Raw genomic sequence first — 25,249 nt, forward strand, 5'->3', positions numbered from 1 at the left:
AGCAAGCTCAGCGAAAGACACCGAAAGGGCCTCCGCCGCCGCCACAGCTGCTCTGCTATCCATACTCAAATCATCCCCGGAGGGTCTGACAATAACGGCGAGGCTGAATGCCGATGTGCATAACTCAATGGCTACGATGGCCGTCATGGCAGCTATCGCGACTAAGAGCCCGGCCGTTTCGGCGCGAGGGCGCGGTTCTGGCCCTCAGACCGGGGCCTCAACTGTCCGCTCGCGCCAAGGATCCGGCGCCTCAACTGTCTGGGAGAATCCCCTCGGGCCGTCTGCGAGGTGTCCTACCCGCCGGCGAAAGGAGGCAGCACGTCAACCACGTCGTCCGGATTTAACACAGTCGTGCGGTCCCGGACGGCCACCTCGTTGAGCAGGAAACTGCTCCGGGACAGGATACGTTGCAGGGGAGGAGTGCCGGCAGCGGGCTCGGCGCGGTCCACAGCCAGGACTGCCTGCAGCAGGTCGGCCACTGTGGCCCCCGGCGCGAGATCAACGAACTCCTCTTCGACCCCAGCGGCAGCGCGTGCGGCAGCGAAGTAACGTACGTTCAAGAATTCAGCCTCCGATGGCGCTCATGCTGCGGTCCGGCTGGACAAAGTCCGCCGCGCCGAGACCTGTGTGGTCCATGCCGTGGGCCTTTGGCTTGACCCACATGGCATCCTGCCAGCGTTCGGCCAGGGCCTGATCACTGGCGCCGTCCCGCAGAAGACCTAAGAGATCAAACTCCTCACGGGAGAACAGGCAGCTCATGATCTTGCCCTCGGCTGTGATCCGAGTGCGACGGCAGTCGGAGCAGAAAGGCTCCGTGACGGACGCGATGATGCCCACGGTGCCGAGCACCGGCCCGTGGGCTTCCGGCGCCGCCTCCACGCCTTCCGGCCGATGCACGTCAGCGGCAGACACTAGTCCCTCGGTACCCAGCACCGGACCAGCCGGCCCCGCGGTCCCGGCCGCCCGGCGTCGTACTTCAAAGCGTTCCGCGGGGGCACCGTCGCGGGCGCGCGGATCGGGAGTCAACACAAAGTCGTGCGAGAGCAGGGCTCGGATCTCGGCCGCCGTGATCATGTTCCGCCGCGTCCAGCCGTGGTCCGCGTCAAGGGGCATCTGCTCGATGAAGCGAAGTTCGTAGCCGCGGTCCAGCGCCCACGCGAGCAGGGACGGCGACTCGGTGTCGTTGATGCCCCGCATCAGGACTGCGTTGAGTTTGACGGGGCCCAGTCCCGCGGCCCAGGCGGCATCGACGCCGGCCAGGACACGGTCAAGGAAGGGGCGCCGGGTCAGCTTGGTGAAGGTTTCTTCGTGCAGCGAATCCAGTGAGACGTTGATGCGGGTCAGGCCCGCAGCCTTGAGCGCGGCGGCCTTCTTGTCCAGGCCCACGCCGTTGGTGGTCATGGAGATGGGCAGTTCCGGATGGTTGCTGCGCAGGGCCGCAATGATGTCAATCAGGTCCGCACGGACCAGTGGCTCCCCGCCGGTCAGGCGCAGTTCGCGAACACCGAGCAGCTCCACGCCGATCCGGACAATCCGCACGATCTCCTCGGCGGACATCACGGCCTGCTTGGAAAGCCATTCAAGCCCTTCGGCCGGCATGCAGTAGGTGCAGCGCAGGTTGCATTTGTCCGTCAGCGACAGCCGCATGTCCGTTGCCCGGCGGCCGTACTGGTCCAGCAGCCCCGGCGCCGTGCCGGCCGGCCGGGCAGGCGGCAGCCCCGGCCCTGCATCCTCCCGGGGTTGTGGCATGCCTAGCTGAACACTCATGAATTCAGGCTACGCCACGTTTACCCCCGGATCACGCCCATGACGTCCGGGATCCGGTCCATCGCCGGAAGTCCCTCCGAACGGTGGCGAAGTCCCGCGCTGCCGGGGCCTGGCGAACCTATGCTGGAGAGGTGAACAGATCCCAGCCCCTGCAGGAAACGGCCGACGACGGCGCCACCTCTCCCGGGCGCTTGGGAACCGACGGTGCCGCTCAAGGCAGCCGCCGCTGGGCTGCCGCCTCGGGGGCAGTGGCCGCCGGCGCCGCCGTCGTCATAGGGGAGCTGCTGGCAGGTCTGTTCAGTCCGTCCCTCTCGCCGCTGACGGCAGTGGGCGGGGCCATGATCGATGCTGTGCCGCCGGGTGTGAAGGACTGGGCCATCTCCCTTTTCGGCACCGCAGACAAGGCCGTGTTCGTGGGCGGGATGCTGCTGGTTATCGTGGCTGTCGGGTCGTTGGCCGGGATCCTGGAGCAGCGCAGGCGGTTTGCCGGTGCGGCGGTGATTGGTGTTTTTGGGCTCGTCGGGCTTACCGCGGTGCTTACCCGCGCCCAGATGACCCCGGCTGCGGCTGTAGTGGCACTGGCCGCAGCCGTGTCCGGTGCGCTCCTGCTGGGATGGCTGATCCGCCGGCTCCACGAAGGGCTCCCGGCCGGTGCAGCGGGAACAGCAGCCGTGACAGCAGCCGGGACAGACGCCGCGGGGACAGCAGCCGGGACAGAGGCCGCGACGGCGCAAGTTCCCGCGGGTACGGAAAGAACCGCCGGACGGCGCACGTTCCTGCAGGTCCTGGCAGCGAGCGCCGGGGCCACCGCCGTTGGCGGGGTTGTGGCCGCGGTCTGGCGAGGCGCCGCCGCCAGCATCAGCACCGCCCGCGAAAAGCTGCAGTTGCCGGCCGCAGTCTCCGGAGCGCCCGCCATCCCGGCCGGCGCCGAGGTAGGCCTGGACGGAATGCAGCCGCTGGTTACACCGAACCGTGACTTCTACCGGATCGACACTGCCCTGATTGTCCCGTCCCTCGACCCCGAATCCTGGGTACTCCGCGTCACGGGAATGGTGGAACAGGAGATTGAGCTGAACCTGGCAGATCTTCTGGCCAAGCCGCTGATCGAACGTCATGTGACCATCGCCTGCGTCTCCAACGAAGTGGGTGGAGACCTGATCGGCAATGCACGCTGGCTCGGCTGGCCGGTGCGGGAACTCCTGGCCCTTGCCCGGCCGCAATCCGGCGCCGACATGGTGCTGTCCCGGAGCTCCGACGGCTGGACGGCGGGCACACCGCTGGAGGTCCTCACTGATCAGCGCGACGCCTTGCTTGCGGTGGGGATGAACGGCGAACCGTTGCCGCTGGAACACGGCTTCCCGGTCCGGTTGATCGTGCCGGGCCTCTACGGCTACGTTTCCGCGACCAAATGGCTCACTGAACTCCGCGTCACCAGGTTCGCGGACGACGTCGGCTATTGGACGCCGCGCGGCTGGTCCGACCGCGGCCCCATCAAAACGTCCTCGCGGATCGATGTGCCCCGCACCGGCCGGCGGGTGGGGGCCGGAACGGTCATGTTCGGTGGTGTGGCCTGGGCCCAGCACACCGGGATCGGCAAGGTGGAACTCCGCGTCAACCGCGGTCCGTGGCAGGAAGCCCGCCTCGCGCCCGGGATTTCGCTGGACACCTGGTACCAGTGGCAGCTGGGCATCGAGCTGACTCCCGGCCAGTACGAGGTCCAGGTCCGCGCCACGGACCTCAACGGCGAGCCGCAGGTGGAGGAACGCCGGCCGGTTACGCCCGACGGTGCCACAGGCTTCCACACCATTAGAGTTGACGTGAATCCATGACCGCCCGGACCGAAGGCAGGACCATGCACAGCCCTCCGCACCAGCACGGCCACACCCCGAGCAGCAGCGAGCACGTCCACTTCGGGCACGGCCACACGCCCCACCAGGCACGGTCCGTCGCCCTGCACCGCGCCGCCGTGACCGAACTGCTGGCGCCCCTGCTCGCCCAGGGCCGGACGGAAACGCTGGCACTTCACGACGCGCTGGGCAAGGGCCTGGCCCAGGACGTGATGGCCCCCCTGAACCTCCCGCCGTTCGCCAACTCCCAAATGGACGGCTTTGCCGTCAACAGCCTGGACGTGCCCGACGGCGGTGCGGAGCTGCCTGTGGTTGTCCCCGTTCCGGCAGGTGCCGTGCCGGCGGCCCTGGACCGCGGCACTGCCGCCCCCATCATGACGGGAGCCATGATTCCCGCCGGTGCTGACGCCGTCGTGCCCGTGGAACGTGCTGTTCCGGACCGGTTCCCTGCCCCGGGGGAAACAACCACTGTGTGGCTGCCGGCGACGGCGGCCGGCACATTCGTGCGGTCGGCCGGGAGTGACATTGCGGCGGGGGAGCCGGCGCTGGCCTCGGGAACCTTCCTTGGCCCGGCGCAGCTGGGGCTGCTGGCGGCCCTGGGGATCGCTGAAGTTACTGTGCGCAGGCCGGTGACCGTCCTGCTGGCCACCACGGGCGACGAAGTGGTGGAACCCGGCCAGCCCCTGCCGGCCGGCAAGATCTACGATTCCAACGGAACCCTCCTCGAAAGCGCCATGCGGCAAGCGGGCCTGGCCGTCGTGCGCACGGCCATTGCCTCGGACCATCCTGACGAATTCCGGGCACTCCTGCGCAGCCACGCCGGCACGGTGGACCTGATCGTCACCACGGGCGGCGTCAGCAAAGGAGCCTACGAAGTGGTCCGCCAGGCCATGGACGGGCAGCCTACCGAGTTCCTTAATGTCGCGATGCAGCCTGGTGGCCCGCAGGGCATCGGGACGTTCGACGGGGTGCCCTTCCTCGGATTCCCGGGAAACCCTGTTAGCTGCCTGGTTTCCTTCGAAATGTTCCTGCGGCCTGTGCTGGCTGAACTGTTCGGAGCACCGTCACCGCGGATCCCTGTACACGCACGGCTGGGCCACAGCCTTTCGTCGCCTGAACACAAGCATCAGGTCCGGCGCGGAACCCTCCAGGGGGACGGAACCGTCCGACTGGAAGGGGGCGAAAGCTCCCACCTTATGCACGCCCTCGCCGGCTCCAACGCGCTGGTGCACGTACCCGTAGGGGTCTCGGCGCTCGCCGAGGGCGACGAGGTGGAAGTATGGATGCTGTGAATCCAGAACATAGCCCGTCCGCGCTGACCCATCTGCGCCAGGACGGCAGCGCACAAATGGTGGACGTGTCCGCGAAAGCCGAAACCACCCGCGAAGCCACCGCTACGGCCACGGTCCGTACCACTGAGGAAGTGCTGGGCCTGCTCGGATCAGGCGGCCTGCCCAAGGGTGATGCCCTGGCCGTGGCGCGGGTTGCCGGCATTATGGCCGCAAAAAAGACGCCCGAACTCATCCCGCTATGCCATCCCTTGCCGCTCTCGAAAGTCACCGTGGACTTCGAGCTCGGAACCGATTCCGTTGCGATCCTGGCCACGGTTAAGACCCGCGGGGTCACCGGGGTGGAGATGGAAGCGCTGACGGCGGCCTCCGTGGCTGCGCTCAGCGTGTACGACATGATCAAGGCCGTCGACAAACACGCCGTGCTGACCGACATCAAAGTGCTGGCGAAAAGCGGCGGCAAGAGCGGGGACTGGACACTATGAGCACTGAGAACACTTACACGCCTGAGCCCAACACCGAGCCGCACACGCACCTGCCGGTGCCGCACACGCACGGCGAGGTGCAGGGCCGGAAGGCCGGGGTTGTCATCGCATCCACCCGGGCCGCCGCAGGCATCTATGAGGACGAAACCGGGCCCGTCATCATCGACTGGCTCACCGAGCACGGCTTCGAGGCATACCCGGCCATGGTGGTTCCGGACGGTGAGCCTGTCGGTGCGGCGATCCGGGCGCTCCTCACCCAGCATCCCGCCGTCGTGATCACCAGTGGAGGCACGGGGCTCAGTCCGGACGACCGCACACCCGACGTCACCCTGCCGCTTCTGGACCGCGAAATCCCGGGCATCATGGAGGCCATCCGGCGCGAAGGCGCAGCCAAAACACCGCTTGCGGCGCTCAGCCGCGGCCACGCCGGAGCTGCCGGGGAGACGTTCATCATTAACCTGCCCGGGTCACCCAAAGGCGTTATGGACGGCCTGTCGGTGCTGGACCCGTTGATCGGGCACCTGTGCGACCAACTGGAGGGCGGCCATGGGCACTGAATCGGTTTTCGAAGTGGTGCACGCGGTACTGAGCCCAGAACCCATTTCCGTGGACCAGGCCATCGCCGCGGTGGAGTCTGACACCGCAGGGGCCGTGGTCAGCTTCAGCGGCGTGGTGCGGAATCACGACGGCGGCAAGGCAGTGGAGCGGCTCAGTTACAGTGCGCACCCCACGGCTCACCAGGTCATGGCCGACGTCGTCGCCCGGCTGGCCGCCGAACATGCCGGCGACGGGGCCGCCACGCAGCCCGTGCGGATCTGGGCTGCCCACCGCATTGGGATGCTGGAAATCGGAGATCCGGCGCTGGTCTGTGCGGTCTCGGCTGCGCACCGCGGACAGGCCTTTGCCGTGTGTTCTGAACTCGTGGACCGCATCAAGGAGCAGGTTCCCATCTGGAAGGAACAGTTCTTCGCCGACGGCACGGTGGAGTGGGTGGGCGCAGGCAGCTGAGCACCACTGGCTTCCCTTCGCCTGCCGGTGGTTGCGAGGTAACGCACAGCCTCCGGTTCAATCCCGCACCCGGCCCGACGGTAGGGTTAACGGCATGACCGAACAACTCTCCGTGCCCACCCGCGTGGCTGTCCTGGGCGCCAACGGGCGCATGGGCGCCGAAGCCGTAAAGGCCGTTGAAGCTGCCTCCGACCTGATGCTCGTAGCCGCCCTGGGACGCGGCGACTCGCTGGACCAGCTGGCCACTTCGGGTGCCCACATCGTAGTGGACCTCACCGTCCCCGAGAGCACGGAAGCGAACGTCCGCTACGCCGTCGAGCATGGCATGCACGCCGTCGTGGGAACCACCGGTTGGGATTCCACACGGCTCGCCGCCCTGGAAGCACTGCTGGCAGAGAATCCGGAAACCGGAGTGCTGATCGCCCCCAACTTTGCCCTCGGCTCCGTGCTGGCCTCGGCCTTCGCTGCCAAGGCTTCCAAATATTTCGAGTCCGTGGAAATCATCGAACTGCATCACCCCGAAAAGGTTGATGCGCCGTCCGGGACCGCTGTGCGCACCGCCCAGCTCATCGCAGCCGAGCGCAAGGCTGCGGACGTTCCGCCCAGTCCGGACGCGACCACCAGCGAACTCGCCGGCGCTCGGGGTTGCGATGTTGAAGGAGTCCGCGTTCACAGCGTCCGGCTGCGCGGGCTGGTGGCCCACCAGGAGGTGCTGCTTGGCGGTCCGGGGGAGCAGCTGACCTTCCGCCATGATTCCTTTGACCGTGCTTCCTTTATGCCCGGCGTGCTGCTTGGCGTGCGAAACGTCGCCGCGCATCCGGGACTGACAGTGGGCCTGGACGGCTACCTGGACTTGGGGCTCTAGACCGTGGGCGAGTTCCTGGCTGCGTTCCGGAAGAACCGCACCAAGATCTGGGTGGGTGCCGTCACGCTCCTGCTGGTCTTCTACCTGGTGGTGTCCTTCCAGCGCTCCGTTCTCCTGCTGCTGGACAGCAACCCCGCCGCCAAGGCCATCGGAGCGGCCTACCTGGTCCTCCCGGCCATCGGCGCCTGGGCCATGATCCGTGAACTGCTGTTCGGTGCGCGCACGGAACAGATGGCCAAGGTCCTCGAGGCCGAAGGCGGGCTCCCGGTGGACGAACTCCCGCGCACACCCGCCGGCCGGATCGTCCGCTCAGCGGCGGATCTGGAATTCGAAAAGTACAAGGCCGAGGCTGAGGCCGCGCCCGGCGACTGGCGTTCGTGGTTCCGGCTCAGCTGCGCCTATGACGCTGCCGGGGACCGCAAGCGCGCCCGCGCCTCCATGCGCGACGCCGTGAAGCTGTTCCGCGGCAACGTTCCGGCGTAGGAGACTGCTCTCGGCGACTGCTCTCGGCGACTGCTCTCGGCGGCAGGTCAATGGCGGCAGGTCAATGGCGGCAGGCTAGCGCAGGCCGGCTCGTCCGCCGCGCCCCAGTTGGTTGGCGGCATGGCCCACCAGTTCCAGTGGCCCCCGCCATTTCAGGAGGACAAACACGATGCCCACGGCGATGGCCGTCGCGGCATGTGCCCAGTACATCCCCGCCTCGGTCCAGCCCGCGGGCAGCGGCTTCAGGTAGAACGCCGAAACCACCCACACATGCACTGAGTAGAGCGTGAGCGTCATCGCCCCCGCGCCGCGCAGCGGCAGCAACAGGTCCAGGTCCAGCCAGTCAGCCAGCCTGCCGAGCAGGAGGAACACACCCACAACGGCGGCCGCCACGCCGCAGGTGTGAAGCAGATCCAGCGTGGTGGCCGAATGCGGTGCCGCGGCCGCCAGCCACCACCACGATCCTTCCTGCCGGATTCCCGTGAGGTTGACCTGGAGGACACTGTCCAGCGGGTATCCGGGGGCGTTCAGGACTGCCTCCAGCGCGGCCCGGCCGCCCCAGGTCTCCATTGCGGCGGTGCCCAAAGCCTTGGCCAGTGCGGCCACCGCAGTCCCGCCGGCAAGCAGCAGGACAGGAACCATCGCCTTGGCGAGGGCCAGCCGGCCAATGACCAGGCCCACCAGCAGGTACGACAGCCACTGGAACACCGGGTAGTAACCGGTCAGGAACAGGTCTCCCAGCAGGGGGAACGGGGTCGAGAGGTCTTCCCAAGACGGGTTGTGCCCCAGATTCAGGGGCGGATTGGCTGCCATAAGCCAGGGGCGGAGGAGATATGCGAGGACCGGGGAAACGACGATCCAGCCGACCGCCCAGGCGCACAGTGCCTTCAGCTTCAGGCCCAGGAACGGCAGGATGCACAGGAACAGCAGGGCGTAGTGGACCAGGATGATCGCAAGGTTCACTTCCAGCCCGCCCAATGAGAGCCCGACGGCGGCAATCACCAGGGCGCGCAGTGCTATGCCGCGGCGTGCTGCGTTCAGGGCAACACCTTCCGGAGGTACCTGTTTGCCGGTGGACAGCGCCAGGCCCACGCCCGCCAACACGGCGAAGAGGGCTGCCGCGCGGCCGGAGAAGGTCAGGCCGATCCACGTGGGAGTGAGGTCGGCGTTTGTCTCGAAGGTGGGGAGCAGATGTGTGGCCATCATGCCAAGGAGCGCCAGCCCCCTGGCTGCGTCAATACCGCGGAGGCGGCCCACGGCCTGTGAGGTTCGAGGCACCCGCGAGGGTCTTGCCGGGGCACGGGACGTCATGAGGCGATGTTCTCACACCAACCTTTGTGGCAGCAGTCAAGAGCCAGCCGGAAACGCGGTCTTGTAGACCTTGCGTTCGAATATATGTTCGAATAATATGGACACCATGCAAACCCCATCCCAGCCGCGACCCTTCCCGGAATCCCCAACCGCCGGCGGATCCGTGCGCCCCTCTCGGGACGCCCAGTACCCCGGCTCGGCACAGCCTGTTGGGCTGATGAAAGCGATGAGCCCGGGAGTGGTGGACTTCCTCTTCCGCCAGCTCGTGACAGGTCGGCCGCCGGTGGACATCCAGTGGCAGGACGAAGGCGTCACACTCACCGCCCAGCCGGCGGGTGCAGAGCTGGCCCGCAGGTTGGACGAAACCGACCTCGACGCCTTGACGCCCACGGAACTGTTCCACTACGTCCGGGCGGCCCAGCGGCTCGCGGCCTGGGCTGAGGTGCTGCGGGAGGCTGCGGTGGACCGTTACTGCCAGCCGGGGAAGCCGCAGGATGGCGTAGTTCCCTCGGCCAGGCGCGCATCCCTAGGATAGAGGGGTGACTGATGCCCTGACCGTCTCTACCGTGCAGTACCAGGCGCTGGAAGGCGGGATTATCCCGAACGTGCAAGAACACGTCCGGCTGGTCGAGGACGCCGAATCCCACGGAGCCCGGCTGGTGGTGTTTCCTGAGCTGTCGTTGACGGGGTACAACCTGGCGCTACTGGCTGCTGACGACTCGTGGCTTCAACGCGATGACCCGCGCTTGGCCGATCTCCACGAAATCTGCCGCCGGACGGGGATCACCGCCGTGGCAGGTGCTGCCTATCGGGAACCTGACGGCACACCGCGGCTCGCCAGCCTCGTGATCCACCCCGACGGCACCACTGGACTCGGGTTCAAAACCCACCTCCACGGCCCGGAGCGGGAGGCCTTCGCCGCGGGCGACGGTGCCGTCGTGATCGAGCTGGATGGCTGGAAGATCGCGCTGGCCATCTGTTTTGACGCCGCGGTTCCGGACCACTCCAGCGGGGCAGCCCAGGCCGGCGCGGATATCTATGCCGTTTCGGCCCTGTACACGCAGGCGGAAGAACGGCGGCTTGGCCTGCATCTCGGAGCCAGGGCCATGGACAACAGGATGTTCGCCATCTTGGCGAACCTTGGCGGACACACGGCGCTGGGCCCCTCCTGCGGCCTCAGCGGGTTCTGGGGACCGGATGGCTTCGAAATGAAAAAGGCTGCCGGAACCGGCACCGAAATAGTCACCGCCATCCTGCAACGGAGTGCCTTGCGGAAATTCCGCTGACTCCGCGGGAGTCGACCTGCGGTGCGTGCTGACCCCATTCCCTGGGGCATCGCGGCCCGCTAGTTGACGCGGATCACGCCGTCCCCATTGTCCTAACCAGCCGCCGACAGGGTAACGTTTTTTCCATGCCTCACAAATCCGCCACCGCTCCTGCCCTTGGTACGCTCCTGACCGCTATGGTCACGCCCTTCACCAAGGATGGCGCCGTGGACTACAAGCAGGCGGCCGAACTGGCCACCAAGCTTGTGGACGATGGCTGCGACGGCCTGGTCGTCACCGGGACCACCGGCGAAACGTCCACCCTCTCGGATGAAGAAAACCTTGGCATGTTCCGTGCTGTCAAGGAGGCCGTGGGAGACCGCTCCGCCATCATCGCCGGCACCGGGACGAACGACACCGCACATTCGGTGCGCCTCTCCCAGCAGGCGGCAGCGCTCGGCGTCGACGGCTTGCTGCTCGTCACGCCGTACTACAACAAGCCCAGCCAGGCCGGGGTCCGGGCACACTTCGAGACCGTCGCATCCGCAACCGATGTGCCCGTTATGCTCTATGACATTCCGGGCCGCTCCTCCATCGCGATCGAGCCCGAAACCATGATCCGCCTGGCGCAGCACCCGAACATCGTCGCCGTCAAGGATGCCAAGGCCGATTTCATGGCAGCCAGCCGCGTGATGGCAGAGACGGACCTGTACTTCTACTCCGGCGACGACGGATTGACCCTTCCGTGGATGTCCCTTGGCGCCGTCGGGCTCGTGGGTGTGACAACCCACGTCGCAACCCGCCGCTTCCGCGAGCTGATTGACGCCATCAACGCGAACGACCTCGAAACCGCGCGTAAGATCAACTTCGAGCTGCTGCCCGTCGTGAGGGCAACGATGACCCGCGTCCAGGGAGCCGTTGCAGCCAAACAAATTCTTAAATGGCAGGGAGTCCTGCCCAACTCGATTGTCCGTTTGCCCCTCGTGGAGCCGGACGAAGCCGAGATCGTAACCATCCGCGAGGATTTGGCGGAAGCGGGGCTGGTCTTTCCCTGAGGGCTAAGATCAGCACCCTTCCGCCTGGAAAGTAGTGCACTATGACCCAAACCGCCCTTCCCGGCCTTGTCACGCCTCCACGCCTGCCGCAAGGCACCCTCCGGATCGTTCCGCTGGGCGGACTGGGGGAGATCGGCCGGAACATGGCCGTGTTCGAAATCGACGGAAAACTGCTCATCGTGGACTGTGGTGTTCTCTTCCCGGAGGAGACCCAGCCCGGCGTTGACCTGATCCTGCCCGATTTCTCCTACATCGAGAACCGTGTCGACGACATCGTGGCCGTTGTCCTGACCCACGGCCACGAGGACCACATCGGCGCCGTTCCCTACCTTCTGCGGCTGCGCGCCGACATCCCCCTGGTGGGCTCACAACTGACGCTGGCGCTCATCGAGGCCAAGCTGCAGGAACACCGGATCCGTCCGTACACGATGACCGTTGAAGAGGGTCAGGTCGAAAAGTTTGGCCCCTTCGAATGCGAGTTTGTCGCGGTCAACCACTCCATCCCCGACGCACTGGCCGTGTTCATCCGCACGGCCGGCGGCACTGTCCTGCACACCGGCGACTTCAAGATGGACCAGCTGCCCCTGGACGGCCGGATCACCGACCTCCGGCACTTCGCCAAGCTGGGTGAAGAGGGCGTTGACCTCTTTATGTCCGACTCCACCAACGCTGACGTGCCGGGCTTCACCACCGCCGAAAAGGAAATCGGCCCCACGCTGGAACGGCTCTTCGGCCAGGCCACCAAGCGCATCATCGTGGCGTCCTTCTCCTCGCATGTCCACCGCGTCCAGCAGGTGCTGGACGCCGCCGCCAAGCACAACCGCAAGGTGGCCTTCGTGGGCCGCTCCATGGTCCGGAACATGGCCATCGCCGCCAAGCTCGGCTACCTCGACGTTCCCGACGGCCTGCTCGTGGACATCAAGAACATCGACAACATGCCGGACAACCGCGTGGTCCTGATGTCTACAGGTTCCCAGGGCGAACCGATGGCCGCGCTGTCCCGCATGGCCAACGGCGACCACCGCGTAGTGGTGGGCGACGGCGACACCGTGATCCTGGCCTCCAGCCTCATCCCGGGCAACGAAAACGCCGTCTTCCGCATCATCAACGGCCTGCTCAAGCTGGGCGCGGACGTGATCCACAAGGGCAACGCCAAGGTGCACGTTTCCGGACACGCAGCCGCCGGCGAACTGCTCTACTGCTACAACATCCTTGAGCCGCTCAACGCCATGCCCGTGCACGGCGAGACCCGCCACCTGATCGCCAATGGCAAGATTGCCATCGAGTCCGGCGTCCCCACCGCCAGCGTCATCCTTGCCGACAACGGCACCGTGATCGACCTTAAGGACCACCGCGCAGACGTGGTAGGCCAGGTTGAAGTGGGCTTTGTCTACGTGGACGGCTCCAGCGTCGGCGAAGTCACGGAAGCGGACCTCAAAGACCGCCAGACCCTTGGCGATGAAGGCTTCATCTCCATCATCACCGTCATCAACCGCACCACCGGCAAGGTGGTCTCCGGACCCGAGATCCACGCCCGCGGCGTGGCCGAGGACGATTCCGTCTTCGACGAGATCATCCCCAAGATCAACGCCGCCCTGGAAGAAGCCGTGCTCAACCGCACGGACCACACCACCCACCAGCTCCAGCAGGTTGTCCGCCGAGTGGTCGGCACCTGGGTCAACCGCAAGCTGCGCCGCAAGCCCATGATCATCCCGGTGGTCCTCGAGGCGTAACAGCCCCGAAGGCAAGCGGAATGGCAAAGGCCCGGTTCTTGTAGAACCGGGCCTTTCCCATCCGCAACATGAGGCCGGGAACAGCCGGAAATCCGCGGAAAACCGCGCCAGTTCCGGTACCGTGGCACGTATGGCCACTCGTACCACTCCCGCGCCCCGAGGCACTGCTGGCGGCAAATCCAGCGCCAAATCCGGCAGCCCGGCGGGCCGCGGTGCAGGCGCCACAGCGTCCAGCCGCACCGGCGGCCGGGCTGGCTCTTCGGCCGGCACCGCACGCACGCGCCAACTGCCCGCCGTCGAACAGCGGCAGCCCTGGCTCCTGCGTATTGTCGGCGGCGCCTGGCTGGCCGTGGGCCATCTGGTCGGCGGCGGTGTCCGCAGGATCGGCTCCGATGTCAGCGACCTGCCGGCGGAGGAGCGCCGCGACGGCGCGGCCCTGTTCAACCTTGCCCTGGGCGTCTTCATCGCCACCTTCGCCTGGTGGGGAATGACCGGCTGGTTCCCCGACGCCGTCTACGGCGTAGTCAACGGCACCTTCGGTTGGATGTCACTGCTTTTGCCGCTGATGCTTTTTGTGTGTGCCTTCCGGCTCTTCCGGCAGCCCGACGACGGCCGCGGAAACAACCGCGTGGGAATCGGTTTCCTCATCATGACGTTTGCGGGCTGCGGCCTTGCCCACGTGGTGGGAGGGCAGCCCACCGTTGCCGAAGGCTTCGACGGCCTCCGGCAGGCTGGCGGAATGCTCGGCTTCCTGGCCGCCTCACCCCTCGCGGCCATCCACGCGGCGGTGCCCGTGGTGGTCTACGGCCTGCTGGCCTTCGTCTCGTTGCTCATCATTACCGCCACCCCCTTCGGGGCCATTCCACGCCGCCTGCGGGGTGCCTATGAGCATCTGATGGGCCTGGACCTGCAGGAACCCGGCGACGGCGGGGACAGCCACGACCGCAGCTACCTCGAGGAATCGAAGGCAACCCCGGCGCCGCGGAAGAAGAAGCGGCGTTTCTTCGGCAAGGACGACGAGTCCGACGTCGGGCTGGAAGGCTACGTGGGCGACGAAGCCTTTGAGCACGCCGTCATCGACGACGACGAGACCGACGCAAAGTCGGGTCGCGGACCGCGCCCCGCTCCCGGCGTGCGCCGCCCCACCCAGGCGGAAATCGCCGTCGAAAAAATCAAAGCGGCCCAGGGCCTCAGTACTGCAGGGCGGGCTCCGGCAGAGGACAACACCACCGAGGCCATCCCGCTGGTCACACCCGGGATGGTGGCCGCCGGCTCACTCAACGCTGCACCGGCCGCCGCTGCGCAGGTGCCGGCCAAGCCCGTCACGCCCATGCCCCTTCCGGCTCCCATTCCGCAGCGGACCGAGCAACTCTCACTGGCGGGCGACGTCACCTACACGCTGCCGCCGTCGGACGTTCTGACCCCGGGCTCCATTCCCAAAGAGCGCACGGAGGCCAACGACGCGATCGTCGCTTCCCTGACCGAGACCCTCAACCAGTTCAACGTGGAAGCACAGGTCACCGGCTTCAGCCGCGGGCCCACCGTCACGCGGTACGAGATTGAGCTGTCCCCGGGCACGAAGGTGGAGCGCGTCACCGCCCTGTCCAAGAACATCTCCTACGCAGTGGCTTCCAGCGACGTCCGGATCCTCAGCCCCATCCCGGGCAAGTCCGCCATTGGTATCGAGATCCCCAATACGGACCGCGAAACCGTCTCCCTCGGTGACGTCCTCCGCAGCCAGAACGCCCGCCGGACCGACCACCCCATGGTGATGGGCGTCGGCAAGGACGTCGAAGGCGGTTATGTCGTGGCGAATCTCGCCAAGATGCCCCACCTGCTCGTCGCAGGTGCCACCGGCGCCGGTAAGTCCTCGTTCGTGAACTCCATGATCACCTCGATCCTCATGCGGGCAACCCCGGACGAGGTCCGCATGGTCATGGTGGATCCCAAACGTGTGGAACTGACCGCCTACGAAGGCGTCCCGCACCTCATCACGCCCATCATCACCAACCCGAAGAAGGCCGCCGAGGCCCTGCAGTGGGTGGTCCGCGAAATGGATGCGCGGTACGACGACCTCGCCAACTACGGGTTCAAGCACATCGATGACTTCAACAAGGCGGTCCGCGCCGGCAAGGTCCAGCCGCCCGTGGACTCCAAGCGCGTCATCCGGCCCTACCCATACCTGCTGGTGATTGTTGACGAGCTCGCCGACCTGATGATGGTGGCCCCGCGCGACGTCGAAGACTCCATCGTCCGCATCACCCAGCTGGCCCGTGCCGCCGGCATCCACCTGGTCCTGGCCACCCAGCGGCCCTCCGTGGACGTCGTCACCGGCCTGATCAAGGCCAACGTGCCTTCCCGGATGGCCTTCGCCACGTCCTCCGTCACGGACTCCCGCGTGGTCCTTGACCAGCCCGGAGCCGAAAAACTCATCGGCCAGGGCGATGCGCTGTTCCTGCCGATGGGTGCCTCCAAGGCCATGCGTGTCCAGGGCGCCTGGGTCACGGAGTCTGAAATCCACAAGGTCGTGGAACACGTCAAGGGCCAGCTCAAAGTCGACTACCGCCACGATGTCGCCCCCGAAGCGCCAAAAAAGCAGATCGACGACGACATCGGGGACGACCTCGAAGTGCTGCTTTCGGCCACCGAACTGGTGGTCACCACACAGTTCGGTTCGACGTCAATGCTCCAGCGCAAGCTCCGGGTGGGCTTCGCCAAGGCCGGACGGCTAATGGACCTCCTGGAGTCCAGGGGAGTGGTCGGCCCCTCCGAAGGGTCCAAGGCACGCGACGTCCTGGTGAAACCGGACGACCTCGCGTCGGTGCTGGCAGCCATGAAGGGCCAGGACGCGCCGGCCATTGCTGATTCACAGACGGCAGCGCTCAGCGACAACGCCAACGCGAACATTGCCCAGGGCGGTTATGCGGAGGACCTCGTGCAGGCGGACCTGGACCAGCGCAGCCAGAAGGTTGAGTACTTCGACGGCGCCGACGCCACCTCGGGCGACGACGAAGACGGTTCCGAAGACGCTTGGTCGCTCACCGGACGGTAGCCTAGGAGTGTGACTAGCACCGAAGCAACTGCCGCCGGCTCCAGCAGCCCAGGAATCTGGAATCTTCCCAACATCCTGACCATGCTGCGCATCGCCCTGGTGCCGTTCTTCGTCTGGTTCCTCCTCGCCGATGCCCCTGGCCTAAGCAGCGAGTCAGGGCCCTGGCGCTGGGCCGCTGTGGTGGCCTTCGCCGTCGCCATCTACACTGACAAGCTCGACGGCGACATCGCCAGGAGCCGCGGCCTCGTCACCAATTTCGGCAAAATCGCCGACCCCATCGCCGACAAGCTCCTCATCGGCTCAGCCCTGGTGATGCTGTCCATCCTGAATGAACTGCCGTGGTGGGTCACCATCGTCATCCTCGTCAGGGAATGGGGCATCACCGCCCTTCGTTTCTTTGTCATCCGGTACGGTGTCATCCCGGCCTCGCGCGGGGGCAAGCTCAAGACGGTCGTTCAGACGGCAGCGATCTTCCTGTATCTCCTGCCCCTCGGCGCGCTGGCGCCGTGGCTTGTCTGGGTGGCTTTCGCCGTCATGATCGTGGCTGTACTGATCACGGTATGGACCGGCGTCGAATACGTCATTGAAGCCCTGCGCATCCGGTCACAGGGCAAACGGGCCGGAAAAACTACAGCTGGCAACTAGGGAGCCGATGTGACCAACCTTCACCACCTGGCGGAACAGACAGTCAAAATGGCCCTGGAAACGGGCCGCACCGTCGCGACCGCGGAGTCGCTCACTGCGGGAATGGTCAGCGCCGTCCTCGCCGACACAGCCGGAGCCTCAGGCATGCTCCAAGGCGGTGTGGTGGCCTACCAGAACTCCGTCAAAGTGGACGTCCTGGGTGTTCCGGCAGAGCTGCTGGCCGCCGCCGGATCCGTTGACGGTGCTGTCGCAGCGGCCATGGCGGCCGGGGCCAGGACTGCGCTGCATGCTGACATCGGCGTTGCCACCACAGGAGTAGCCGGCCCGGAGGAACATGATGGCAAAGCGGTGGGGGCGGTGTTCATCGGGGTTGCCACAGCGGACGGCGCGTCATATCTCGAATACGCCTTCACCGGGAACCGTGCAGAGATCCGCGGACAGGCTTGCGGCGCCGCGCTGGAAAGTCTGATCGCGGCCCTATCTTCCTGAAGCTACCGGGCGTAAAGTTGCCGGGAACAAATCCCGGTGTCCATTAGTTATTACATTGTGTCGCTTCCGGAGAGCGGAGGCGCCTAGGATGAATAAACCACCACGGTTCGCTCCACGGCGGACCGAACTTATGAGGGAGCAAGGCGATACAGATGGTAAAGCAGCCCGTATCCATAAACGGCGTTGTCCGCTGGAAGGATGTGGGCCTCGCCGATCAGGCCAAGAGCGAACAGAAGGAGCGCAAGATGGTTGTACTTCGTCACGAAATCGGTGATGTCCTGCGCGATGTACGCCAGCGCCAGGGACGCACGCTCCGCGAAGTTTCGCACAGTGCCCGTGTTTCCTTGGGCTACCTCAGCGAAGTAGAGCGCGGCCAGAAGGAAGCTTCATCAGAGCTCCTTTCCTCAATCTGCTCAGCCCTGGACGTGCCGCTGTCGAGCATGCTCAGGGAAGTCAGCGACCGTGTCGCCGTCGCCGAGGGCGTTGCGGTTCCGGACACCGTTCCCCAGGAATTCTCACAGCGCTACGGCCGCGACCTTGATCGCGATCTGAACGCTGAACTCAACAACGAACTGTCCAAGGGCCTGCTTTCCGGCGCACGGTAAGCCGTCCGCAGGAGCCAGACAGGAAGTACAGCAAAGCCTCCGGCCATGGGCCGGAGGCTTTGCTGTGTGCGGCTATTTTGCAGTGTCGCCGGCGGACGGGTCCTTCGCGAAACCGTCGAGTTCAAAGAGGGAGTTGAGCTTTGCCATGTATTCGGCGAGGGTCTGCAGTTCCCCGACCGGCCACTCACCGAGCCGCTCACGGAAATCCTGGCGGCGCGCATCCTGGACCTGATGCATTTTTTCTTCGCCCTTTTCGGTGAGGCGGATCGACTGCGCCCTTCCGTCCAGGGGGTCAGCTTCCTTGAACACCAGCCCGATGCTTTCCAGGAAAGCGATCTGGCGGCTGACGGATGGCTTGCCCACTCCGATGTTCAGGGCAAGGTCTGTCAACCGGATGGGTCCCTCGCGCCGGATGACCGAAAGCAGGCCGTAGGCTGCCGGTTCCATGTCCGGGTGCACCTGCCGCGAGAGCTGATGGGACACCGACCGGGCGCGCCGCCAAAAGAGACTGATTTGGTGTTCCACGGTGTTCAGGGCCTCATCGACGGTGTCCTTGTCGGTACCTGTCCCCGCAGGGGACGTCGCCGGAAGGCCGGTTTCGGGGAGGCCTGTGGCAGGAGGGCCGTCGGCAGTGTTGCTCATGGCAACAATTCTAGGGTCCGGGGCCGTGAGAGACTCTATTGGTGCGGATCAGTGACTATTGGCGGCTTATGGACGACGAATTCGGGGCTGGCTACTCCCGGGTCTTGAGCAGCACCCTGGTCCTGGCCGGGGCCGGCGGGCGAACCGCCGACCAGGCCCTCGCGGCCGGAATGAGCCCGCGGCAGGTGTGGCTGGCCATCTGCGATGTCCAGGATGTGCCGCCGGAGCGGCGCCTGGGACGCGACGTCAAACCCCTGCGCGACTGACGCCGCCACCAACCGGACAGCGTTCCCAGGCTCACGTGCGCCCTTTCTGGGCTGACACGCCGCCGGATCTGTTCGAATACCTGTTCGGGTAAAGCTATGCTTTTCGTAGTGGGTTATCCACATAGGCGATGTCATCCGGCCAGAATGTCAGCGGGTGCCATTAGCGTCAGAGATGACCAAGAAATGGCCGCTGAGGCCACTCCAAAGCGAGAAAGCATTAGAGGTGTGAACCATGGCGGCAGCCCCGGATCGTCAAAAGGCGCTCGACGCAGCGCTGGCACAGATTGACAAGCAGTTCGGCAAGGGCTCGGTCATGCGGCTGGGCGATGAAGTCCGTGCCCCCATCGAAGTCATCCCCACCGGATCCATCGCGTTGGACGTCGCCTTGGGAATTGGCGGCCTGCCCCGCGGCCGCGTGGTGGAGATCTACGGCCCGGAATCTTCGGGTAAGACCACCGTGGCACTGCATGCCGTTGCCAACGCGCAGCGCCTGGGCGGCATTGCCGCCTTCATCGATGCCGAGCACGCACTGGACCCCGAGTACGCCGCCAGGCTGGGCGTGGATACGGACGCCCTCCTGGTCTCGCAGCCGGATACAGGCGAGCAGGCCCTGGAAATCATGGACATGCTGATCGGCTCCGGCTCGCTGGATGTCATCGTCATCGACTCCGTTGCTGCCCTGGTGCCGCGTGCGGAAATCGAGGGTGACATGGGCGACAGTCACGTGGGTCTGCAGGCCCGCCTCATGAGCCAGGCGCTGCGTAAGATCACCGGCCGCCTGAGCCAGACCAAAACCACCGCCATCTTCATCAACCAGCTCCGTGAAAAGATCGGCGTGTTCTTCGGCTCCCCGGAGACCACCACGGGCGGTAAGGCCCTGAAGTTCTACGCCTCCATCCGCATCGACGTCCGCCGGATCCAGACGCTCAAGGAAGGTGCCGACTCCGTCGGTAACCGCACCAAGGCCAAGATCGTCAAGAACAAGATGGCCCCGCCCTTCAAGATCGCCGAATTCGACATCATCTATGGCCAGGGCATCTCCCGCGAGGGCGGCATCATCGACATGGGCGTTGAGCACGGCATCATCAAAAAGTCGGGTTCGTGGTTCACGTACGACGGCGACCAGCTGGGCCAGGGCATGGAGAACTCCCGCAGGTTCCTGCGCGACAACCCCGAGCTGGCGACCGAACTGGAGCGCCTGATCAAGGAGAAGCTTGGTGTCGGGGTAGTCAAGCCCGCCGAAGCCGATGTCAAAGACACGCCGAAGCTGAAGGCTGTTGACGGCTTCTAGGGACGTCCCTGACGTGACGGCCGGGCAGAGCGTCGGATGGCGTGCGGCCGGGCAGGATACCGGATCGGGGCGACGGCAGCGGAGATGGGGCGGACGCCCTGGCTTCGGGCCGGACGGACCCGATCCGGATGCTGCCCTCACCGGAGACGCCGACGCAAACCCAGACGCAGAACCGGATCCAGCGTCCGTGGCGCGGGCCATCGTGCTCCGGCAGTTGACCAGTTCGGCCAAGAGCCGGCTGCAGCTGGCTAGGAAACTGGCCGAGCGGAACATTCCGGAGGATGTGGCGGAAGCCGTCCTGGACCGCTTCCAGGAGGTCCGCCTCATTGACGACGCCGAGTTCGCCGACATGTGGGTGCGCAGCCGGTCGCAGTCTCGGAAGCTCGCCAAAGGGGCCCTCCGGCGCGAACTGGCGGACAAGGGGATTGACGGGGACACCGCTGCCGCCGCACTGGAACAGCTTTCCGACGCGGACGAGGAAGTGTCGGCCCGGCTCCTGGTGGAACGGAAGCTCCAGGCAGGCACGGATTTATCGGACCGCGCCGAGCGGGACAAGATCACGCGGCGGCTGGCGTCAATGCTTGCCCGCAAGGGCTATCAGCCGTCGCAGGCGTTCCGGATCGTCGGCGAGGTGCTCGACGCACATGCGGAGACCCAAACAGACGCACCGGACAACCGGCCGGATCTGTAGGCCCGGGGAAGCGGCGCTCCCGCCCCTACGGCAACCTGAGCGATCCCGCAACCTGGGCGATCCTGCAACCGTAGTGACCCGGTACCCTTAACAGGTGAGTTTGACCATTCCTTCCCCCGCATCCGGTACCGCCCCGTCAGCCGACCCAGCCCTCAAGCAGCCCCGTACCTATCAGGTGCGCACGTTCGGCTGCCAGATGAACGTGCATGATTCGGAGCGGATGGCCGGCATGCTCGAGGCCGCGGGCTACGTACCGGCCAGCGGCGAGCAGGCCGACGTCGTGGTGTTCAACACCTGCGCGGTCCGCGAAAACGCGGACAACAAGCTCTACGGCAACCTGGGCATGCTGGCGCCCGTCAAGGCCGCCAACCCGGGGATGCAGATCGCCGTGGGAGGCTGCCTGGCCCAGAAGGACCGCGAGACCATCCTGAAAAAGGCTCCCTGGGTGGATGCTGTCTTCGGCACCCACAACGTCGGAGCCCTCCCGGCACTGTTGGACCGGGCCCGGCACAACAACGAAGCCCAGCTGGAGATCCTCGAATCCCTGGACGTCTTCCCCTCCACGTTGCCCACCAAGCGTGACTCGGTCTATTCCGGCTGGGTGTCCATCTCGGTCGGCTGCAACAACACCTGCACGTTCTGCATCGTCCCGGCCCTGCGCGGGAAGGAAAAGGACCGCCGCCCGGGGGACATCCTCGCTGAAATCCAGGCCCTGGTGGATGACGGCGCCATCGAGGTCACCCTGCTGGGCCAGAACGTGAACTCCTACGGTGTGGAGTTCGGTGACCGGCAGGCGTTCTCCAAGCTCCTGCGCGCCTGCGGGGAAATCAACGGCCTGGAGCGGGTCCGCTTCACCAGTCCCCACCCCGCCGCCTTCACCGAGGACGTCATTGACGCCATGGCCGAAACCCCCAACGTGATGCCGCAGCTGCACATGCCGCTGCAGTCGGGGTCTGACAAAGTGCTGAAGGACATGAAACGGTCCTACCGGTCCACCAAGTTCCTGGGCATCCTGGACAAGGTTCGAGAGAAGATCCCGCACGCCGCCATCTCCACCGACATCATTGTGGGCTTCCCCGGCGAAACCGAGGAGGACTTCCAGGCCACCCTCGATGTTGTGGAGCAGTCGCGCTTCGCGACCGCTTTCACGTTCCAGTACTCGAAGCGTCCGGGTACTCCCGCCGCGGACCTGCCGGACCAGCTTCCCAAGGCCGTGGTCCAGGAGCGTTTTGAACGCCTGACCGCGCTGCAGGACAGGATTGCCGCCGAGGAAAACGCCACGCAGCTTGGCCGCCGGGTGGAGGTGATGGTCACCGCCCATTCAGGGCGCAAGTCCGAAGAAACCCACAGGCTGTCCGGCCGGTCCCAGGACCAGCGGCTGGTGCACTTCTCTGTTCCCGAGGGGGCAGAGACACCGCGTCCGGGTGACCTGGTCACCGTGACCATCACCGAAGCCGCGGCCTTCCACCTTGTGGCCGACCCGTCGGTGCAGGACTACAGCCTGCGACGCTCCCGCGCAGGGGACGCCTGGGACAGGTCCCAGGCCGACTCGTGCGGGGCTCCCGTGCCGGCTGCCGCAGGCGGCGCCGGCCGGACCGGAGTCTCGCTGGGTATGCCCACGCTGCCGGTCCGGAGCCGCTGACCGGTGGCCCAGCCACCGGTTATTGCCGTCGTTGGTCCCACTGGGTCCGGTAAATCCGATCTGGCCGTGAACCTTGCCCTGGAACTTGACGGCGAGGTCATCAACGCCGATGCCATGCAGTTCTACCGCGGGATGGACATAGGCACCGCCAAGATCACGCCGGCAGAACGCAAGGGCGTTCCCCACCACCTTCTGGACATCCTGGACGTCACGGAGGAAGCCAGCGTTTCAGACTTCCAGCAGCAGGCCCGGAGCATCGTCAGCGATATCCACGCACGCGGCAAGCGCGCCATTCTGGCGGGCGGTTCGGGTCTCTACGTGCGGGCCGCCCTCGACGTCCTCGAATTCCCCGGCACGGATCCCGCCCTCCGACAACGGCTTGAGGCTGAGCTCGAGGAAGCCGGCCAGGATGTCCTCCTGGCGCGGCTCCGGGAGGTGGACCCGGTGTCGGCGGGCCGTGTCTCCGATTCGCGGCGGATCATCAGGGCGCTCGAAGTCCACGAGCTCACCGGCAGGCCGTTCAGCTCCTTTATGCCCCAGCGCGAGTATTTCCAGCCTGCTGTCCAGATCGGGCTGGCGGTGGACCGCGACGTCCTCCGTGGACGGCTGGCACTGCGCGTCCACAACATGGTGGACCAAGGGTTGTTGGCGGAAGTGCGCCGGCTGGATGCGGCCGGTCTCCGCGGCGGCAAGACTGCGCCGCGGGCCCTGGGCTATGCCCAGTTCCTGAAAGTGCTCGACGGCGGCTCAACAGTTGCCGAGGCAGCCGAGGACACCATTGTGGCCACCCGGCAGTTCGCCAGGCGCCAGCTCACGTGGTTCCGTGCCGATCCCCGCATCAGCTGGCTGGACTGGCAGGCGCCGGACCTTACGTCCCAGGCCGTGGCTCTCAGCCGGTAATCTAGGACCATGGACGCAACTCCCGCAGAGACCACAGAGCCCGCCTTCCGCACCTTGGGCGGACTCCGCTTCTCCAAGGGCCACGGCACCGGCAACGACTTTGTGCTGGTCGCCGACCCCGACGGCGTCCACACCATCGACGCCGGCCAGGTAGCCGCACTCTGCGACCGTCACCGCGGGATCGGCGGCGACGGCCTGATCCGGGCCGTCCCCTCCCGGTACCTCTCCGAAGGCCGCGAGCTGCTGCTGAGCAGCCCCGGGGCTGAGTGGTTCATGGACTACCGCAACGGCGACGGGTCGCTGTCGGAAATGTGCGGCAACGGGGTCCGCGTTTTTGTGCACTTCCTGCGCGCCGAAGGCCTGGTAGACCTGCCCGACGGCGGCGCACTCACCATCGGGACGCGCGGCGGCGTCAAGACCGTGGTCCGGACGGGGGACAGCTACGCGGTGGACATGGGGCCGTGGGAGTTCATTTTCCCCGGCGACGCGACCGCCAAAGCCATGGATTCGCTGGTCACCGCGGACGGCCTGGAAGTGCCCCGCCCGGCCCTGTCCGTCAGCATGGGCAACCCGCACACCGTGGTGGCACTGGCTGAACTGTCCGAATTGGAAGCCACCAGGCTCTACACTGCTCCGAAGGTCGATCCGGTGCCGGTCAATGGAACCAACGTTGAATTCGTCGTGCCTGCCGAACCGCTGGTCCACAACGGGATCGGCACCATCACCATGCGCGTCCATGAGCGGGGCGTGGGCGAGACCCAGTCGTGCGGAACGGGCGCGTGTGCCGCCACAGTGGCCATCCGGCACTGGGCCGGGGCGGAAGCGCCGGACTCCTGGCAGGTCAACGTGCCGGGTGGCGTCGTCGGCGTTAAGTTCTTCTCCGGGGCCGGCGGGCACGAGCACGTCGAGCTCAGCGGGCCTGCCGTCATTGTGGCTACTGGGACGCTTTCCTGACCCGAAGGATGCGGAAGGACTTGGACGTGGACTCCCGGCTCACGGCGAAGGATGCATCCAGTTCCGTCGCGAGCCAGCGCTGAAGCGAATCCGAGCCCAGGTTTTTTTGGACCACCAGCCACGCGGAGCCGCCCGGCGCCAGCCGGGGCAGCCACAGCTTCAGGAGGCTGTGCAGTTCATCCTTGCCGATCCGGATGGGCGGATTGGACCAGATCGTGTCAAAGCGCAGGTCCGGGTCCACCGCCTCCGGCGTGCTGGCCAGCACGTTGCCCAGGCCCAGCAGGGCCGCATTCTCGTTGGTCAGTGTGATGCAGCGTTCATTGACGTCCACGGCGTAGACCTTGGCGTGTGGCGCCCGCAATGCGAGGGTCAGGGCAATGGGCCCCCAGCCGCAGCCGATGTCAAGGAGGTTACCTGTGGGGTCCGGGGCCGGGACCTCGGCCAGGAGCACCGCCGTCCCCTTGTCGATGCCGTCGGGGCTGAAGATGCCGCCGGACGTCTGCAGCGTGCGCGTTTCGCCGGCCAGTTCCACGGTGAGCGGCTTGCGGGTGAACGGCCCGGCGGGCGATGCGCTGAAATAGTGTGCGGACTCCATAACTGGCCAGATTAGTTGGCCGGGGTGGACAATGCGAAACCGCGGGCACCGCTTCTGCTAATCTTGGACCCATGTTCTTGATCTTCGAGTAGCCGGCACGGCCGGTGTCCCTCCCGGACGCCGCCCGTTCCGAAGCCGTGCCCCGCAGCGATGCAGGTATTAACCTTCCGCAAGTGCGCCACATACCAGGTCTTCCGTACCTGTTATGCCGCCGGGCAACACTCGAGCGATCTGCCGCCGCCGGTCCTTGCTGTTTGCCCGCGCTTCCACCACTCCACGCATCCCCGGATGCGAAGACTCCCTGCGCTGCCCGGTCCCGGCCGGCGCGCAGCAGACCAGGAGGCCCGGATGACTGCAAGCCGTCAGCCC

At 66.2% G+C, this 25,249-nt stretch carries 26 protein-coding genes; 21 read left to right on the forward strand and 5 right to left on the reverse strand.

Translation table 11 applies throughout. The annotated features are described in order from the left end of the window. Positions 1–293: 293 nt before the first annotated feature. Both CXR02_RS18690 and moaA read right to left on the reverse strand, forming a co-directional pair. Positions 294–560 carry a MoaD/ThiS family protein gene (locus CXR02_RS18690; RefSeq protein WP_104063351.1) on the reverse strand — a complete coding sequence of 89 codons (267 nt, stop codon included), beginning with the start codon at positions 558–560 and terminating at the stop codon, positions 294–296. Between the two features lie 4 nt (positions 561–564). Further along, positions 565–1,767 carry a GTP 3',8-cyclase MoaA gene (gene moaA, locus CXR02_RS18695; RefSeq protein WP_181037287.1) on the reverse strand — a complete coding sequence of 401 codons (1,203 nt, stop codon included), beginning with the start codon at positions 1,765–1,767 and terminating at the stop codon, positions 565–567. Between the two features lie 338 nt (positions 1,768–2,105). On the opposite strand from moaA, the gene CXR02_RS18700 reads away from it, so the two are divergent. The 7 genes from CXR02_RS18700 to CXR02_RS18730 all read left to right on the forward strand — a co-directional run bounded on the left by CXR02_RS18700 (position 2,106) and on the right by CXR02_RS18730 (position 7,744). Continuing rightward, the gene (locus CXR02_RS18700) at positions 2,106–3,596 is read left to right on the forward strand and encodes a molybdopterin-dependent oxidoreductase (RefSeq protein ID WP_258061124.1); all 1,491 of its coding nucleotides are present in this window, start codon (positions 2,106–2,108) and stop codon (positions 3,594–3,596) included. Positions 3,597–3,619: 23 nt separating this feature from the next. Then, entirely contained in the window at positions 3,620–4,906 is a 1,287-nt protein-coding gene (glp, locus tag CXR02_RS18705) for a gephyrin-like molybdotransferase Glp (protein ID WP_104063408.1), read from the forward strand. Next, positions 4,894–5,388 carry a cyclic pyranopterin monophosphate synthase MoaC gene (moaC, locus tag CXR02_RS18710; protein ID WP_104063353.1) on the forward strand — a complete coding sequence of 165 codons (495 nt, stop codon included), beginning with the start codon at positions 4,894–4,896 and terminating at the stop codon, positions 5,386–5,388. The genes glp and moaC overlap by 13 nt, the downstream gene beginning before the upstream one ends. Then, a complete protein-coding gene (locus CXR02_RS18715; RefSeq protein WP_258061119.1) occupies positions 5,385–5,945 on the forward strand; it encodes a MogA/MoaB family molybdenum cofactor biosynthesis protein in 561 nt (186 codons plus the stop codon). The genes moaC and CXR02_RS18715 overlap by 4 nt, the downstream gene beginning before the upstream one ends. Then, on the forward strand, positions 5,935–6,396 hold the full coding sequence (locus tag CXR02_RS18720) for a molybdenum cofactor biosynthesis protein MoaE (protein WP_104063354.1): 462 nt from the start codon (positions 5,935–5,937) through the stop codon (positions 6,394–6,396). The genes CXR02_RS18715 and CXR02_RS18720 overlap by 11 nt, the downstream gene beginning before the upstream one ends. Before the next feature lie 94 nt (positions 6,397–6,490). Then, positions 6,491–7,261, forward strand: a complete 771-nt coding sequence (gene dapB / locus CXR02_RS18725; RefSeq protein WP_104063355.1) for a 4-hydroxy-tetrahydrodipicolinate reductase — start codon at positions 6,491–6,493, stop codon at positions 7,259–7,261. A 3-nt stretch (positions 7,262–7,264) separates the two neighbouring features. Next, a complete protein-coding gene (locus CXR02_RS18730) occupies positions 7,265–7,744 on the forward strand; it encodes a hypothetical protein (protein ID WP_104063356.1) in 480 nt (159 codons plus the stop codon). A gap of 75 nt (positions 7,745–7,819) precedes the next feature. Here the strand turns inward: CXR02_RS18730 and CXR02_RS18735 are convergent, their stop codons facing one another. Continuing rightward, complete coding sequence (locus tag CXR02_RS18735) at positions 7,820–9,055, reverse strand: heparan-alpha-glucosaminide N-acetyltransferase domain-containing protein (RefSeq protein ID WP_104063357.1); 1,236 nt, start codon at positions 9,053–9,055, stop codon at positions 7,820–7,822. 106 nt (positions 9,056–9,161) lie between these two features. Between CXR02_RS18735 and CXR02_RS18740 the strand changes: the two genes are divergently transcribed. The 8 genes from CXR02_RS18740 to CXR02_RS18775 all read left to right on the forward strand — a co-directional run bounded on the left by CXR02_RS18740 (position 9,162) and on the right by CXR02_RS18775 (position 17,899). Beyond that, on the forward strand, positions 9,162–9,590 hold the full coding sequence (locus CXR02_RS18740) for a hypothetical protein (protein ID WP_258061120.1): 429 nt from the start codon (positions 9,162–9,164) through the stop codon (positions 9,588–9,590). Positions 9,591–9,594: 4 nt separating this feature from the next. Beyond that, the gene (locus tag CXR02_RS18745) at positions 9,595–10,341 is read left to right on the forward strand and encodes a carbon-nitrogen hydrolase family protein (protein ID WP_104063359.1); all 747 of its coding nucleotides are present in this window, start codon (positions 9,595–9,597) and stop codon (positions 10,339–10,341) included. A 125-nt stretch (positions 10,342–10,466) separates the two neighbouring features. After that, on the forward strand, positions 10,467–11,375 hold the full coding sequence (gene dapA / locus CXR02_RS18750) for a 4-hydroxy-tetrahydrodipicolinate synthase (RefSeq protein ID WP_104063360.1): 909 nt from the start codon (positions 10,467–10,469) through the stop codon (positions 11,373–11,375). Between the two features lie 41 nt (positions 11,376–11,416). Further along, positions 11,417–13,108, forward strand: a complete 1,692-nt coding sequence (locus tag CXR02_RS18755; protein WP_058929474.1) for a ribonuclease J — start codon at positions 11,417–11,419, stop codon at positions 13,106–13,108. Positions 13,109–13,238: 130 nt separating this feature from the next. Then, positions 13,239–16,160 (forward strand): DNA translocase FtsK, encoded by a 2,922-nt coding sequence (locus tag CXR02_RS18760; RefSeq protein WP_104063361.1) that lies wholly within the window; start codon positions 13,239–13,241, stop codon positions 16,158–16,160. A 9-nt stretch (positions 16,161–16,169) separates the two neighbouring features. Continuing rightward, complete coding sequence (gene pgsA / locus CXR02_RS18765) at positions 16,170–16,805, forward strand: CDP-diacylglycerol--glycerol-3-phosphate 3-phosphatidyltransferase (protein ID WP_104063362.1); 636 nt, start codon at positions 16,170–16,172, stop codon at positions 16,803–16,805. A gap of 9 nt (positions 16,806–16,814) precedes the next feature. Next, the gene (locus tag CXR02_RS18770) at positions 16,815–17,294 is read left to right on the forward strand and encodes a CinA family protein (RefSeq protein WP_104063363.1); all 480 of its coding nucleotides are present in this window, start codon (positions 16,815–16,817) and stop codon (positions 17,292–17,294) included. 152 nt (positions 17,295–17,446) lie between these two features. Further along, positions 17,447–17,899, forward strand: coding sequence for a helix-turn-helix domain-containing protein (locus CXR02_RS18775; protein WP_056342905.1), 453 nt, complete (start codon positions 17,447–17,449; stop codon positions 17,897–17,899). 72 nt (positions 17,900–17,971) lie between these two features. Here the strand turns inward: CXR02_RS18775 and CXR02_RS18780 are convergent, their stop codons facing one another. Beyond that, positions 17,972–18,541: a MarR family winged helix-turn-helix transcriptional regulator gene (locus CXR02_RS18780; RefSeq protein WP_104063364.1), complete on the reverse strand. Its 570-nt coding sequence runs from the start codon at positions 18,539–18,541 to the stop codon at positions 17,972–17,974. 41 nt (positions 18,542–18,582) lie between these two features. Here CXR02_RS18780 and CXR02_RS18785 point away from each other — a divergent pair, with 41 nt between their 5' ends. From CXR02_RS18785 to dapF, 6 genes are all read left to right on the forward strand, one after another. Then, entirely contained in the window at positions 18,583–18,807 is a 225-nt protein-coding gene (locus CXR02_RS18785) for a DUF3046 domain-containing protein (protein WP_056343046.1), read from the forward strand. Between the two features lie 232 nt (positions 18,808–19,039). Continuing rightward, a complete protein-coding gene (recA, locus tag CXR02_RS18790; RefSeq protein WP_104063365.1) occupies positions 19,040–20,098 on the forward strand; it encodes a recombinase RecA in 1,059 nt (352 codons plus the stop codon). A gap of 187 nt (positions 20,099–20,285) precedes the next feature. Beyond that, entirely contained in the window at positions 20,286–20,789 is a 504-nt protein-coding gene (locus tag CXR02_RS18795) for a regulatory protein RecX (protein ID WP_258061125.1), read from the forward strand. Positions 20,790–20,883: 94 nt separating this feature from the next. Continuing rightward, positions 20,884–22,431 carry a tRNA (N6-isopentenyl adenosine(37)-C2)-methylthiotransferase MiaB gene (gene miaB / locus CXR02_RS18800; RefSeq protein ID WP_104063367.1) on the forward strand — a complete coding sequence of 516 codons (1,548 nt, stop codon included), beginning with the start codon at positions 20,884–20,886 and terminating at the stop codon, positions 22,429–22,431. Positions 22,432–22,434: 3 nt separating this feature from the next. Further along, positions 22,435–23,331: a tRNA (adenosine(37)-N6)-dimethylallyltransferase MiaA gene (miaA, locus tag CXR02_RS18805; protein WP_104063368.1), complete on the forward strand. Its 897-nt coding sequence runs from the start codon at positions 22,435–22,437 to the stop codon at positions 23,329–23,331. A gap of 9 nt (positions 23,332–23,340) precedes the next feature. Next, the gene (dapF, locus tag CXR02_RS18810) at positions 23,341–24,285 is read left to right on the forward strand and encodes a diaminopimelate epimerase (protein WP_104063369.1); all 945 of its coding nucleotides are present in this window, start codon (positions 23,341–23,343) and stop codon (positions 24,283–24,285) included. Here the strand turns inward: dapF and CXR02_RS18815 are convergent. Next, positions 24,266–24,880, reverse strand: coding sequence for a class I SAM-dependent methyltransferase (locus CXR02_RS18815; protein WP_104063370.1), 615 nt, complete (start codon positions 24,878–24,880; stop codon positions 24,266–24,268). The two genes, dapF and CXR02_RS18815, sit on opposite strands and share 20 nt — an antisense overlap. Positions 24,881–25,249 lie beyond the last annotated feature (369 nt).

This window comes from Arthrobacter sp. 4R501 (genome assembly GCF_002929755.1).
GTDB lineage: Bacteria > Actinomycetota > Actinomycetes > Actinomycetales > Micrococcaceae > Arthrobacter.

Bases quoted from the DNA above. Each gene is read 5' to 3' on its own strand.
- CXR02_RS18715 (WP_258061119.1), top strand. From the start codon at position 5,385: ATGAGCACTGAGAACACTTACACGCCTGAGCCCAACACCGAGCCGCAC.
- CXR02_RS18735 (WP_104063357.1), bottom strand. From the start codon at position 9,055: ATGACGTCCCGTGCCCCGGCAAGACCCTCGCGGGTGCCTCGAACCTCA.
- CXR02_RS18740 (WP_258061120.1), top strand. From the start codon at position 9,162: ATGCAAACCCCATCCCAGCCGCGACCCTTCCCGGAATCCCCAACCGCC.
- CXR02_RS18720 (WP_104063354.1), top strand. From the start codon at position 5,935: ATGGGCACTGAATCGGTTTTCGAAGTGGTGCACGCGGTACTGAGCCCA.
- CXR02_RS18780 (WP_104063364.1), bottom strand. From the start codon at position 18,541: ATGAGCAACACTGCCGACGGCCCTCCTGCCACAGGCCTCCCCGAAACC.
- dapF (WP_104063369.1), top strand. From the start codon at position 23,341: ATGGACGCAACTCCCGCAGAGACCACAGAGCCCGCCTTCCGCACCTTG.
- moaA (WP_181037287.1), bottom strand. From the start codon at position 1,767: ATGAGTGTTCAGCTAGGCATGCCACAACCCCGGGAGGATGCAGGGCCG.
- CXR02_RS18775 (WP_056342905.1), top strand. From the start codon at position 17,447: ATGGTAAAGCAGCCCGTATCCATAAACGGCGTTGTCCGCTGGAAGGAT.
- moaC (WP_104063353.1), top strand. From the start codon at position 4,894: ATGGATGCTGTGAATCCAGAACATAGCCCGTCCGCGCTGACCCATCTG.
- CXR02_RS18760 (WP_104063361.1), top strand. From the start codon at position 13,239: ATGGCCACTCGTACCACTCCCGCGCCCCGAGGCACTGCTGGCGGCAAA.
- glp (WP_104063408.1), top strand. From the start codon at position 3,620: ATGCACAGCCCTCCGCACCAGCACGGCCACACCCCGAGCAGCAGCGAG.
- recA (WP_104063365.1), top strand. From the start codon at position 19,040: ATGGCGGCAGCCCCGGATCGTCAAAAGGCGCTCGACGCAGCGCTGGCA.
- dapB (WP_104063355.1), top strand. From the start codon at position 6,491: ATGACCGAACAACTCTCCGTGCCCACCCGCGTGGCTGTCCTGGGCGCC.
- CXR02_RS18815 (WP_104063370.1), bottom strand. From the start codon at position 24,880: ATGGAGTCCGCACACTATTTCAGCGCATCGCCCGCCGGGCCGTTCACC.
- CXR02_RS18755 (WP_058929474.1), top strand. From the start codon at position 11,417: ATGACCCAAACCGCCCTTCCCGGCCTTGTCACGCCTCCACGCCTGCCG.
- CXR02_RS18700 (WP_258061124.1), top strand. From the start codon at position 2,106: ATGATCGATGCTGTGCCGCCGGGTGTGAAGGACTGGGCCATCTCCCTT.
- dapA (WP_104063360.1), top strand. From the start codon at position 10,467: ATGCCTCACAAATCCGCCACCGCTCCTGCCCTTGGTACGCTCCTGACC.